The 12,486-nt window shown below is 68.4% G+C and carries 11 protein-coding genes and 3 pseudogenes; 9 read left to right on the top strand and 5 right to left on the bottom strand.

The window, feature by feature from the left end; genetic code table 11:
* Nucleotides 1-48 precede the first annotated feature (48 nt).
* Nucleotides 49-396: pseudogene (locus ACGH7X_RS39095) on the top strand (cysteine hydrolase family protein); the annotation flags it as partial.
* Nucleotides 397-641: 245 nt separating this feature from the next.
* Entirely contained in the window at nt 642-1,556 is a 915-nt protein-coding gene (locus ACGH7X_RS39090; RefSeq protein WP_399895301.1) for an MBL fold metallo-hydrolase, read from the top strand.
* A 24-nt stretch (nt 1,557-1,580) separates the two neighbouring features.
* Here the strand turns inward: ACGH7X_RS39090 and ACGH7X_RS39085 are convergent, their stop codons facing one another.
* Both ACGH7X_RS39085 and ACGH7X_RS39080 read right to left on the bottom strand, forming a co-directional pair.
* Nucleotides 1,581-2,318, bottom strand: a complete 738-nt coding sequence (locus ACGH7X_RS39085) for an endonuclease/exonuclease/phosphatase family protein (protein ID WP_399895299.1) — start codon at nt 2,316-2,318, stop codon at nt 1,581-1,583.
* A gap of 9 nt (nt 2,319-2,327) precedes the next feature.
* The gene (locus tag ACGH7X_RS39080; RefSeq protein WP_399895296.1) at nt 2,328-2,951 is read right to left on the bottom strand and encodes a transposase; all 624 of its coding nucleotides are present in this window, start codon (nt 2,949-2,951) and stop codon (nt 2,328-2,330) included.
* A gap of 569 nt (nt 2,952-3,520) precedes the next feature.
* On the opposite strand from ACGH7X_RS39080, the pseudogene ACGH7X_RS39075 reads away from it, so the two are divergent.
* A pseudogene (locus tag ACGH7X_RS39075) lies at nt 3,521-3,775 on the top strand (alpha/beta fold hydrolase); the annotation flags it as partial.
* Between the two features lie 2 nt (nt 3,776-3,777).
* Nucleotides 3,778-4,212, top strand: a complete 435-nt coding sequence (locus ACGH7X_RS39070) for a hypothetical protein (protein WP_399897788.1) — start codon at nt 3,778-3,780, stop codon at nt 4,210-4,212.
* 428 nt (nt 4,213-4,640) lie between these two features.
* Here the strand turns inward: ACGH7X_RS39070 and ACGH7X_RS39065 are convergent, their stop codons facing one another.
* Complete coding sequence (locus ACGH7X_RS39065; RefSeq protein ID WP_399895293.1) at nt 4,641-4,859, bottom strand: hypothetical protein; 219 nt, start codon at nt 4,857-4,859, stop codon at nt 4,641-4,643.
* A 725-nt stretch (nt 4,860-5,584) separates the two neighbouring features.
* Between ACGH7X_RS39065 and ACGH7X_RS39060 the strand changes: the two are divergent.
* Nucleotides 5,585-6,304, top strand: a pseudogene (locus tag ACGH7X_RS39060) (alpha/beta fold hydrolase).
* Between the two features lie 424 nt (nt 6,305-6,728).
* Here the strand turns inward: ACGH7X_RS39060 and ACGH7X_RS39055 are convergent.
* Both ACGH7X_RS39055 and ACGH7X_RS39050 read right to left on the bottom strand, forming a co-directional pair.
* Complete coding sequence (locus tag ACGH7X_RS39055) at nt 6,729-8,279, bottom strand: PTS ascorbate transporter subunit IIC (RefSeq protein ID WP_399895291.1); 1,551 nt, start codon at nt 8,277-8,279, stop codon at nt 6,729-6,731.
* 16 nt (nt 8,280-8,295) lie between these two features.
* Complete coding sequence (locus ACGH7X_RS39050; protein ID WP_399895289.1) at nt 8,296-9,096, bottom strand: PTS sugar transporter subunit IIA; 801 nt, start codon at nt 9,094-9,096, stop codon at nt 8,296-8,298.
* Between the two features lie 220 nt (nt 9,097-9,316).
* Between ACGH7X_RS39050 and ACGH7X_RS39045 the strand changes: the two genes are divergently transcribed.
* The 4 genes from ACGH7X_RS39045 to ACGH7X_RS39030 all read left to right on the top strand — a co-directional run bounded on the left by ACGH7X_RS39045 (nt 9,317) and on the right by ACGH7X_RS39030 (nt 12,435).
* A complete protein-coding gene (locus ACGH7X_RS39045; RefSeq protein ID WP_399895287.1) occupies nt 9,317-10,333 on the top strand; it encodes a serine hydrolase in 1,017 nt (338 codons plus the stop codon).
* Between the two features lie 104 nt (nt 10,334-10,437).
* Complete coding sequence (locus tag ACGH7X_RS39040; RefSeq protein WP_399895285.1) at nt 10,438-11,211, top strand: SDR family oxidoreductase; 774 nt, start codon at nt 10,438-10,440, stop codon at nt 11,209-11,211.
* Between the two features lie 30 nt (nt 11,212-11,241).
* Nucleotides 11,242-11,562, top strand: a complete 321-nt coding sequence (locus ACGH7X_RS39035; protein WP_399895282.1) for a nuclear transport factor 2 family protein — start codon at nt 11,242-11,244, stop codon at nt 11,560-11,562.
* Between the two features lie 45 nt (nt 11,563-11,607).
* Entirely contained in the window at nt 11,608-12,435 is an 828-nt protein-coding gene (locus tag ACGH7X_RS39030; protein WP_399895279.1) for a MerR family transcriptional regulator, read from the top strand.
* Nucleotides 12,436-12,486: the final 51 nt, after the last annotated feature.

The raw sequence follows: 12,486 nt of genomic DNA, 5'->3' as shown, positions 1-12,486 counted from the left end.
CCGGCATCCACCAGGTGATGCTCGAGAACCGCGTCTTCGAGGAGGGCCAGCTGGGGCGCGGAGTGCCACCCGAACCTCTCTCCCGCCCGGGGAGAGATCGTCATCGCGCCGCACAAGAGCATCGACGTCCTGGCCACGACCGACCTTGACGTGCAGCTCCGTCAGCACGGGGTGGAATACGTCGCCATCGCCGGGACGATCGGCACCATGTGCTTCGAGTCCACGGCCCGTAGCTGCATGGAACGCGGATATGACGTGACCATGTTCACCGGCGCCACCGCCTCGGACGTGGGGCCCGAGGCCTGCGACGCGATGATCAAACGCTATCCGGCCGTCTCCCACGCCGTGTACGACGTCGATCAGTACCTGAAGGCCGTCCGCGCGGCACTCACCTGAGACGCCGGACGCCTGAGCGGCTGGTCACCCTGTCACGCCCGAAGGCCGTGCCGTTCCCTGACGTCCTGCTCACGGCGCCTACGTGATCGTGATGTGAGGACACGGCGGTGACTTCCACACGATCGTGGGGATTGCGTGATGGGTCGTCACAAGCGTCGATCGTGAACTGTCTTGGAGAGAGTAGGACGGAGTGATCTCGTCACTTCGTCGATGACTTCTGTCGAGGCCTTCCAAAGGACGACCACATGAACCAGATCAACGTCGCACACCCGCACGCACCGATGAGGGACGAGGCAGTTCCGTCTCGCTACGCGCTGAAAGTCGGCGACATCGATGTCACAGTGATCAGTGACGGGGTACTGGCGATCAACCCTGCGACGCTGGCCACCAATGCCGACAAGGCCGAGCTGTCGGCCTGGCTCCGTGACAACTTCCTCCCGCCCGAGGTGATCGACTACCCGCTGAACGTGTCCGTGGTCCGCAGTGGGGACCGAACCATCCTCATCGACTCCGGGCTGGGTACGGAGTTCCCGGGCTTCCCCCGGGCCGGGCAGTTGGCCATGAGGCTGGACGCCGCCGGGATCGATCCCGCGTCCGTGACCGACGTGGTGCTCACCCACTTGCACATGGACCACATCGGGGGCCTGCTCGTCGAGGGCCTGAGGGGCCGACTGCGCAAGGACCTCCGGGTCCACCTGGCCGCCGCCGAAGCCGAGTTCTGGCAGGCGCCCGACTTCTCCCGCACCGCCATGCCGGCGCCAGTGCCCGAGACGCTCGTCACGACCGCCGCGCGGTTCCTGGATGTCTACCGCGGCCAGTTGCGCCCCTTCGAGACCGAGTTCGAGGTGGCGCCCGGCGTTCTGATCGAGCGCACCGGCGGTCACACCCCCGGTCACAGCATCGTCCGTCTGGAGTCGGGTGGGGAGCGGCTGACGTTCGCCGGTGACGCTGTCTTCCAGTGCGGGTTCGACCAGCCCGGCTGGTACAACGGTTTCGAACACGACCCCGAGGAATCGGCTCGGGTCCGGATGCGTCTGCTGAAGGAGATGGCGGCGAGCGGTGAGCACCTGATGGCCAGCCATCTACCGTTCCCGTCCGTCTGCCACGTGGCGACCGCAGGCAACGCCTTCCGTTTCGTGCCGACGGTCTGGGACTACTGAGTCTCGGCATCGCTGCCGGTTCCGTCAGCCTGAGGGCCTGGGCGGGGCGGATGGGGGGCAGGCTGCGCGGACGCCGCAGCCTGCCCGCGCAGCTCGGACCGTGCCCCGATCACCAAGCCCCGTCGGATGCCCGACGCCTCCGTCGTCCGGTGCCCGGTGATCGCGCCGTGCACCGGACGGTTCCTCTGCGAGAGGCCCCGACGGCGTGACGAGCACCTTGCTGAGGAGCGGACGGTGATCCGAGGCCGTGGGGTCGTCCTTGAGGACCTGAGTGAGCAGAGGCGTCACCTTACGGATCGCGTAGGTGAGATCGATGCGCTCCGTCGGCGACTGGGCGGGGTAGGTTGTCCCGTCTCCACGCGCGTGCCGGGACTTGGCCCAGGTATCGGTGTACGCCTTCTGCAGGGGCTGTGACTCTGGAGCGGCCGGCAGGGCGTTGAAATCGCCCGCAAGGATCCCCGGCTTCGTCGTGCCCATCAGATCCACCACCTGAGCCGTCTGCTGCATGCGGTCGGCCTGTGAGCTTGCGGCCAGATGCGTGTTGTAGAACTCCACTTTCTTGCCGTGGACGTCGAGCGTGGCATGCAGGAGACCACGCTGGGCCTGGCCCGGCGACTTGTACAGCCAGGTGTTGTCCGAGGCGGTGATGGGGTAGCGTGACAGGATCGCGGTGCCGTATTGCACGCGGTGGCCGCCGGGCGCGGGCGGGCTGTTGTCTATGTTGGCGCCGAAGACCACGTGGTAACCCAGCAGCTCCGCCAACTCGGCTGGTTACTGAGGTTGTAGTCGTGGTGTAGTCGGTGTGAGCCCGGTTCCGGTGAGGCGTCCGTCGATGATGTCGCTGCGGTATTGAGTTTGGCGGAGGCCGTGTCGGAGCCGGCGTATGAGGTGGTTCGGATCGGTGAAGGCCGTGTTGGCCTGGGTGGTTCGGCGGAGGACCGACCAGATCCCTTCCACAGGGTTGAGGTCGGGTGCGTAAGACGGCAGGTGGCAGACGTTGAGCCAGTCCTGCGCGTCGATGAAGGCCAGCGTGCGGCGGTCTTTGTGCACGTTCAAGTGGTCCCAGAGGGGGACGGTTGGTGCGTCGAGTTGCTGGTGGGCGGCGATGAGCAGGTCGCGGTGTTCGGTCCACGCGAAGCTCTTGCGGCCTGCGCTCTTGTGATCTGCATGTTGTCTGGGCCGGTAGATGAGGCGGAAGCGCTCGCCGGGTTTGTAGCAGCACAGGGCGGCGATGGAGAAGCGGCGCTGGGAACGGCCGCGGAGCCGGATGACCGGTGTGGTGCCGTGTTGGCTCCAGGTGCGTGAGGTAGGCGGCGTCTCGAGAACCCCGCTTCGTCCTCGAAGACGATCCAGGCCTCGAGCGCCGCCGCGGTGTTTCCACGTGCGGCCATACATCCTTCACCCAGCCGGCCACTGCGGCTTCGTCGCGCTCGGCCGCACGACGGGCCGGAAACCCGCGCCAGGGGAAGTCCGTGGTAACTGAGTGGTGGCCCCCTGGTGGGTCCGTAGGGGATGCATTGCCCCCGTGGGAGGACGGGCCGATTTCATGTGGGCGGGCAAACGGTCGAGCGACGGCCCCCGAACGCTCGGTGGCGTCGGCGGCGGCGAAAGCCTGTGACTTCGCCCGAAGGACCGGAACAGAACCCCACGCCGACGGCCGTGTCCGACGGTGTCGGCGAGGTGCTTCGTCACCATGCGGGGCACGGGTCCCTGCTCGTCGGGGTACCAGAGCTCGATGTCCCTCTCCCGCCCCTGGTGTCGACCCCTTTGTCACTCTTGCGACGAGTATGGGGTCTGTGATCCGTAACCTCGCCGTTCCCGAGGAGCTGTTCGGCGAGGTTTCCAGCCCGTCCCCCCTGACGCGGAGCGCAGAGGAGCACCATGCGAGAACGCCAGACACTGACCCCCTCCGGCGCGTGCGGACGTCCTGAACGTCGCCTACCACGAGGCGGGCCCCGAGGACGGTGACACCGTCCTGCTCCTGCACGGCTTCCCCTACGACCGTCCACAGCTACGTGGACGTGGCCCCGCTGCTGGCGGGACACGGTTTCCACGTCGTGGTCCCCTACCTGCGGGGCCACGGACCCACGGCCTTCCTGTCGCCGTCGACTCCCCGTTCCGGACAACAGGCAGCGCTTGGCGCCGACGTCCTCGCCCTCATGGACGCATTGGGCGTCGAACGGACCTATCTCGCGGGCTACGACTGGGGAGGGCGCACCGCGTGCGTCCCCGCACCCCTGTGGCCCGAGCGCGTCCTCGGCCTGGTCTCGGTGAACGGCTATCTCATTCAGGAATCGGAGCCGCGACGCGGCCCCTCCCGCCCGAACGCGAGGCGGGCTTCTGGTACTTCTGCTCCTTCCTCACCGAACGGAGCCGTGCCGGTCTGGCCGCCGATCCCCGGGAGGTCGCTCGGGTCATCTGGGAGCACAACTCTCCCGGGTGGGCCTTCCACGCACGCGACCTGGATCGGCCCGCGAGGGCCTTCGCCAACCCCGACTACACCGACGTCGTGGTCCACTTCTACCGGCACCGACTGGGCTTCGCGCCCGGCGCCGATGCGTACGCGGAGCTCGAAGCACGTCTCGCCGCCCTCCCACCGGTTCCCGTGCCGACGCTCACCGGACGGCTCCGCGACGGCCCGGCACTTGCCGGGTGACGTCAGCACCGACATGCCCAACGAGTGCTGCTCCCGGTGGTCGGGGCGCGACCACGCTCCGAGGAACGAGGCGCGAGTTCCGTAGGCTGATCCGACGGCGCCGTTTCTGGTCTACCCCTTGGATTGGTTACCGTCCCTCTTGAGAGACACGGGGCGTTTGCAGTGCCGACCGGCGGATCGCCTTCCTCGTGCTGTCGTGCGGGCGAAGCGGTCGCTGGGAGGGTGGGTGAGTCCGGCCTCCGCCCATTCCTTCTCCCAGTACACGCCCTGTGTCCTCCTGCGGCGCCCTTGGAATGCCGTGGGCCGATACGTGAGGCCCTCTAGCGCATCCGTAGCCCCGGGCGGGCCGACCGTGGCGGTTCCGTAGCCCCGGGGGCCTGACCGGAGGGAGGAGTGAGCTTCGGGCCCGGAACCGTCGCGGCCGTCGGTCAGTGCTCTTCGGGACGGACGATCCGCAGGGCCGGGCGGCCGCGCCCGCTCGACGTGGTGCCGGTGCCGTCCGGCCCGTACGTCGGAAGCGCCTTGAGATACACATTCCAGGTGCCCTCGCCGTCTGTGCCGTACCGGTACGCGCGTCCCGGGTCGTGGGCCCGGTAGGCCTCCAGCGCGGTGAGACAGTGGGCCCGGCTGAGGAAGGGACCGCCCACGTGCTGCCAACCCGGTCCCGGTGTGATGCTGCCGACCGAGGCTTCCGAGCGCGGTGCCCGGCCCCGCACAGTCACGCGGAGAGCCATCGCAGCTCGATGTGCCGCGCGCGCCATCCCTGATGCACGGGAAACTAAGAGAGCCAAACGCACAGTGTCACCTGTCCCACTCGGAGTCACTGTACGGACCGATCAAGGGCCTCGTCTGTGACAAGGTTTCGCCGAGTTTCGAGGTGCCGGAGGGCACGGCCGTCACAGCAACACCTTTGACGGCCCGAAATGAAGGGGGCGGCGGAGTCGCTCATGCGGCGGTAGAGCATCGCGGTGGCGTTGTCACCCTGCTCTTCAAGGTGCAGGATCCGGTACTCCGTGGAGAGTGCCTTCTCCCGTTGCCACCACGGGCCGCGAACTCGGCGAAGACATCCTGACGAGACTCAGTCCGCCGGCGGCCAGGCCGAAGCCCGCGGTGGCGAGCACGCTCTCCTCGGCGCATGGAACGCGACCGTCGGCCATCAGGCAGACCGGGCCCGGAGGTGGCTGGCCGGGCGCTCAACCTCCGGCTGTGACGGTGTACCCAACGCGCCACGGACATCTCCGGTAGCGGGGTGCGTCACACATCAAACCTCCGTGCGGTCTCATGGGGTGAAAAGGATGTTCCGGAACATTTACCCGAGAGGGCATGCCATGAGTGACACAGTCCTCGCACGGACAATGGAAAGATCAACCCGATGACATCAGGGAAGCCCACCGTCGTACTCGTCCACGGCGCCTTCGCGGACTCGTCCAGCTGGAACGGCGGGGTGAAATATTCCAGTCCCATGACTACAAGGTGGTCTCCGCAAGCAATCCGCTGCGCGGCCTGACCAGCGACGCCGCGTACGTGAGGGAACTCGTGGCCGCCATTGACGGCCCCGTGGTCCTGGCGGGCCACTCCTACAGCGGCTCGGTCATGAGCGTCGCCGCGAAGGGACTGGACAACGTCAAGGCGCTCGTCTTCGCCGCGGCCTTCCTGCCCGAAGTGGGTGAGAGCGCCGTCGCACTGTCCGGCAAGTTCCCCGGCAGCACACTCGCAGACGTGCTCCGCCCGGTGCCTGTCACGCTGCTCGACGGAAGCCAGGCCGCGGACCTCTACATCGAGCAGAGCGCGTTCCATCAACAGTCTCGCCGCTGACGTCCCCGCGGATATCACCGCGGTCATGGCAGCCATCCAGCGGCCCGTGGCCGATGCCGCGCTGGGGGAGGGCGCCTCGACCGCGGCGTGGAAGGACATCCCCTCGTGGGTTCTCGTGGCCACCGAGGACCGCAACATCCCGGCGCAGAACCAGATCTTCTTGGCCGAACGTGCGAAGGCCACGGTCATGAGCCTCACCTCCTCGCACGCGGTCAGCGTCTCGCGTCCCGGCGATGTCGCGCGCCTCATCAACGAGGCGGCGCAGGCCACCGCCTGAGTGCCCGACGCTCACACAGAGCACCGTCGGGCGGTCGGCCGGGAGAGCCCCCGGCCGCCCGACGGGCGAAACGGTGAGTGAAGGGGTTACTCACCGGCTGCAGACCATCCGCTCAACGTGTCTGAGGCGTCGCTTGCGGTCCGAAGGGCGCCGGATACGTCACACCACATCGCATTCCTCGAGGCCAGCCGCTGACACGCGGCGGGCCGTCCCGCGTTCCCGGAGCCGGCAGAGCTGGCTGTCCGCCGAGTTTCGCCCGCACCCGGCCCCGAAGCGGAGACCAGCACCGCGTGAGCCGGGGCAGACGTCACAGCGCCTGCCCCGGCCATCCCCGTAGAGCGCGACGCCCCCAGTGCCTGGCTCCGTCAGTCGCGCCGGGCGTGTTTCGCGTCCGGCCGCCACCCGGCGAAGCGACAACGACCGCTCAGGGAGCGGGCGGTGGTGTGGGAGCGCCGCGCGGTGGGGCGACCTTCGCGTACGTCGCCGCCCCCGCAGCCTGCGCGGGAACGACGGCGGCCGCTTCCGCGGGGGCGGCGGTGATGCCACCGCCCGGGATCCAGCCACGGTCCACGACCTTCGTCTGCATGATCCAGGCACCGGCCAGGATGATCAGACCGAAGATCAGCATGCCGATCAGACCCACGGTTCCGTCGAGCTTGCCGATGCTGCCGAGCACGGCACCGAACCAGCCGAAGTCGGCGTCGCCGAACGTCGTATTGGCCTCTCCGAACGAGCCGAGCGCCTTGAGCAGGATCGCCGGCAGGAACGTGATCAGCAGACCGTTGAGGAAGGAGCCCACCGCGGCGCCGCGACGTCCGCCGGTGGCGTTGCCGTAGACACCGGCCGCGCCACCGGTGAAGAAGTGCGGCACCAGGCCGGGCAGCACCAGGGCCAGCCCGAAGGCCGGGTTGAACACCCAGATGAGCGCCGCCAGACCCGTCAGGCCGCCCAGGAAGCTGAAGATGAACCCGATCAGCACGGCGTTCTGCGCGTACGGGAAGACGATCGGGGCGTCCAGGGCTGGCTTGGCACCAGGCACCACTCGGCTGGCGATGCCCTGGAAGGCGGGCACCAGTTCGCCGAGGATGGTGCGGACACCGAAGAGGATGACCGCGACGCCGATACCGAACTGCAGGCCCTGCATCACCGACTGCATGATGTAGTTGCCCACGTTGGCCGCCGGGTCACCGCCGCTTCCGGCGAACGCCTTGAACGCCGCGTCCTGACCGACCTTGGCCAGGAACAGCAGGGACATCACCAGGTAGATGAGAACCATCGACAGAGCGGTGGCGACCATGGAGTCACGCAGGAAGCGCAGCCCCTCGGGCAGCTTCATCTCCTCGGTGCTGCGGCTGTTCTTGCCCACGAGCTGCCCCGTGGCGCCGGACACGATGTAGCCTGCGGTGCCGAAGTGGCCGATGGCCAATGTGTCGTTGCCGGTGACCTTCTTCGTCCAGGGATGGGCGAAGGCCGGGAGAGCGACCAACAGGATGCCCAGCAGCACGCCGCCGCCGAGCACCACCGCGACCGAGCCCTGCCCGGCGGTGGCCATGACGATGGTCAGCAGCGTCGCCATGAACAGCATGTGGTGGCCGGTGAGGAACACGTAGCGCAGCGGCGTGAACCGGGCCAGTGCCAGGCTGACCAGGAATCCGAGGATCATCAGCCAGGCGACCCGGGCACCGAACTCGCTCTGCGCGATGCCGACGATGGCCTCGTTGGTCGGAATCACCCCGTGGGTGCCGGTGGTGCCCTGGATCATCCGGCCCAGCGGATCCAGGGACGAGCTGACCAGCCCCGCGCCTGCCCCGACCAGCAGCAGGCCCAAGGTCGCCTTGATGGCGCCGCCGACCGTCTGTCCGACGGACTTCTTCAGAGCGGCCAGCCCCACCGCGGTGATGATGCCGATCAGGTAGGCGGGCTGGCTGAGTATCTCGTTGACGAGAAACTTCGCTATGTCTATGACCCAGTCCATGACAGGTTCTCTCTTGTCACACGTCGTAGGTGTCGCGCAGGACCGCGTCGACCTCGGTGGTGCTGCTGAAATCGCGGACGACCTTCACAGGGATGCCGACGTCACCCAGCGTTCTGGCTATCTCCTGAGAGGTGAGGATGGCGACGGCTTCCGACGCCTTACCCTTGGCGGAGATGGTGTCGGTGGCCTCCACCGACACCTGACGGGACCAGCCCCAGCGGTCGAGCACCTGCTCCAGGGTGTTCTTCAGGAACAGACTGGTTCCCACGCCGTTGCCGCAGACGGTGAGGATCTTGTGCTCCGAAGGGGCCGGAGCGGCGTCCTTGGCCGCGGCAGTCCGCGAGCCGCCCTGGCCGTCGGCGCCGGTTGACTCGCCCTCGAGCACCCGCAGCACTTCCCCGGGGCTCGTCGCCTGCTGAAGGGCACGGACGTTGTCGCCGTCGGCGAGTATCTTCGCCAGCGCCGCAAGCGCCGCCGTGTGCGCTTGGGAGTCGACGGCGGCCAGCCCCACGACGAGTTGCACCGGATCATTGGTCTCGTGACCGAAGGCCACCGGGGAGGCCAGCCTCACCCAGGACATGCCGGTCTTCAGCACCGCCTCGAAGGGGCGGGTGTGGGCCAGAGCGAACCCCGGGGCGATGACGATGTACGGGCCGTTCTCCTCGACGTTCCGTACCATCGCCTCGGTGTACTCGGCCGTACTGATGCCCTCGTCGACCAGCACCTGCCCGGACGCGCGAACGGCGGACCTCCAGTCCTCCGCTTCTACGTCGAGCCGGATGCCGTCGACCGACAGAAGGTCGGTGAGTGCGCTCATGACAGTGGAACCTCCTTCGTGGGCGTAAGTCGGTCGGTCCCAGCTCATGACTGTTCCGCCGTTACACCCCTACTGGACCATCCGTGACCTGATATGTGACGCCGGTAAAGTGTGAGGTGTCTCTCGCCGTTCGGAACGGGGAAACGGGCGACGACCGGGAATGGACGCGCCGTCGAGATGCCTAGCGATCTCGAACTTTGATTCGATTATCATCTCACCCGTGCATGAGACCCCACCTGTTCGGCGACGCGGCCGCTCTCGCCGGGAGCAACGACGTCGCCGCAGGGCCAGGCGACGCCGCATAACGTGGACCGTCACGTCGGTCGTGATCGTGATCGGCGGTGCCACCACCTATGCCATCACCGGGAGCGACTCCGGTGAGTCGTCCGCGTCCGCCCGGCCAAAGGCTCCGTCCCCATCGGCCGTCTCGGCCCGGGCGAAGGCAGGCGAGGCGCCTGCGGACGCGCCAAAACCGTCGCCGTCGCCCTCCTCGACAGGGAAACCGTTCGATCTCGGACCGGCTCTGGCGCCCGTGACCGCGCTCTTCGGCGACAACCGGATGTCCGTGGCGATGCTGGATGTCGAGAGCGGTGCCATGGCGACGTACGGACACGACGCCTTCGACACCGCCAGCATCGTCAAGGTGGACATCCTGGCGACCCTGCTGCTTCAAGCGCAGGACCAGGGTCGGAGGTTGAGCACCGAGGAGCGCGCCCAGTCCGCTGCCATGATCCAGAAGAGCGACAACGAATCCACCAGTGCGCTGTGGACCCGGACAGGCAGCGCCTCGGGGCTCGACGCCGCCAACGAACGGCTCGGCCTGTTCCAGACACAGGGCGGGTCAGGGACCGTGTGGGGCGTTACCCAGACCACAGCCGAAGACCAGATACGCCTGCTCCAGTCCGTGTTCGGCGACAAGTCGCCCCTGAGCGAGGCGTCGCGGGCCTACATCCAGGACTTGATGCTGCACGTCGTGGGAAGCCAGACCTGGGGCGTGTCCGCAGCAGCCGACTCGGGCACGACCGCACTGAAGAACGGGTGGCTCAAGCGGACCCAGACCAAGAAATGGGACGTCAACAGCATCGGTCGGATACAGCATGAAGGCCGCGTCTATCTGATGGCGGTACTTCTCAACGGCTGCAGCACCCAGGAGGTCGGCATCAGCATCGTGGAGCAGGCGTCGCGTGCGTCCGCTACGGCGTTCTCCCGGAAACTCGGGGAGAAGCCCACTGCCTGACGCCCCGACCAGAACCCGGGGCCGTGTCGACGCCTCGACGGGATCGGAGCCAGGCCGCTGCCGGGCTTGAGTCTCCCCCCGGGAGAGGGCCCACGCTGGCGGACATGAACAGCAATGATCTCGACGAACGCGTCGCCGTGGTGGCGGGCGGCAGCAAGGGAGCCGGGCTGGCGACGGCACGGCTGCTGCGGGAGGCGGGCGCGAGGGTCGTCTCCATCGCCCGCACGGCTCCGGAGACGGCCGACGTGGTCTTCGTGCCCGCCGACCTGAGTACATCCGAGGGCGTCAAGGCGTCGTCCCAGGCCGTGGCCGAGCTGGTCGGCGTGCCGGACATCCTGGTGCATGTCGTGGGCGGCTCCCGCTCTCCGGCCGGTGGATACGCGGTGCTCGACGACGAGCGGTGGGCGCAGGAACTGTCACTCAACCTTCTGCCCGCGGTCCGGCTCGACCGCGCGATCGTCCCCGGCATGGTGGCTCGTGGTTCGGGCGCGGTCGTGCACGTGACCTCGATCCAGCGCCGGATGCCGCTGCACGACTCGACCCTGGCCTACGCCGCGGCCAAGAGTGCTCTGACCACGTACAGCAAGGGTCTCGCCAACGAGGTGGCCCCGGCGGGTGTCCGGGTCAACTCGGTCGCTCCCGGCTTCATCCGCACCGACGGCGCCGAGGGTCTGCTGGCACGCCGGATGAGCGAGAACGGCATCACCCGCGAGGCCGCGCTCGACGAGCTGATGCGGGTACTGGGCGGCATCCCGCTGGGACGGCCCGCGGAGCCCGAAGAGGTCGCCGAGACGATCGCGTTCCTGGTCTCGGACCGTGCCGGCGGCATCACCGGATCCGAGCTCGTAGTAGACGGCGGCACCATCCGCACCGTGTGAACCTTCACCGTCACGACATGGGAGACAGCCGTGCAGGACATCCGTGCCTTCGTCGAGGAGTACCTCACCGCGGCGACGGGTCCCGACCACGAGCACTACATCGCTCTGTTCCACGAAGACGCCGCCGTGCACGACGACGGGCGCAGCCTGAGAGGGCTCGCGGAAGTGCGGCGGTGGCGCGAAGAAACGCCGAACGTCGACTACGACCTCCTGGAGGTGGCCGGCACTCCTACCGCCTGCCGAGCCGTCGCACAGGCCTCCGGGGACTTCCCCGGCAGCCCGGTCACCCTCCGCTTCGCCTTCGAGCGCGACGCACGGGGGAAGATCAGCGTGCTGACCATCACCCCCTGACCCCGCGCGGCCGGACGACGGGCCGCCCACGAGGAGGAGCGCACCATGGCGGACAGACTCACGATCGGGGAGTTCTCCCGCATCACGCACCTGAGTATCCGCATGCTCCGCCGGTACCACGAGCAGGACCTGCTCGTCCCCGCCGAGGTCGACCCGGACACCGGCTACCGCTATTACTCCCCCACGCAGATCCGGCCGGCGCTGACCGTCAGGCGCTTCCGTGACCTGGACCTCCCGCTGGCGGATCTGCGGCGGTTCCTCGCCGCCGAGTCCGCGGACGGGCCGGACGACGGCACCGCGCAGCAGGTCGTGGCGGCCCACCTCCGCAGGCTCGAGGACCGGCTCGGCTGCACTCAGCGGGCCGTCGAAGCGCTCCGGGAACTCCTCGGCCCGGAGGCGGAGCGGGCGGTGGCCCTGGAGGAACTCCCCGCTCGGCGCGTCCTGGCGGTGTCCCTCGACGTACCGGAGGGAGCAGGCCTCGACTGGTACGACGAAGCCATGCGGGACCTGGACGCGGCAGCGGGAGAGCGGTCCGTCCTGCCGCCGGGCGGTCGGTACGAGCACACCCTGTTCACCGAAGGCCATGGCCGCGCCACCGTGTACGTTCCCTTCGAAGCACCGCTGCCGCCGGAAGTGCCGGGCACGGTGCGCGAGCTGCACCTGCCGCGGCGTACGGCCGCGGTCGCCACCCATCAGGGACGGCACGACGACCTCGACCTGACCTACGGCGCCGTGGGTTCCTTCGCCGCCCGCAACGACCTGCGCTCGCAGGACCTCGTCGAGGAGGTCTACCTCGTAGGGCCGCGCGACACCGACCGGCCCGAGCGGTGGCGCACCCTCGTGGCCTGGCTGATCGCTCCGGAGAACGGCTGACCCCCGGCGAACGGTGCCGTCCGCCGCCCGCTCGGCCGCCCGGGGCCGCGG

It is taken from the genome of Streptomyces sp. BBFR51, assembly GCF_044591655.1.
In the GTDB taxonomy this organism is placed as follows: domain Bacteria; phylum Actinomycetota; class Actinomycetes; order Streptomycetales; family Streptomycetaceae; genus Streptomyces.
Note: the sequence above shows the minus strand (reverse complement) of the source record. Positions and strands in the feature narration are given on the sequence as shown.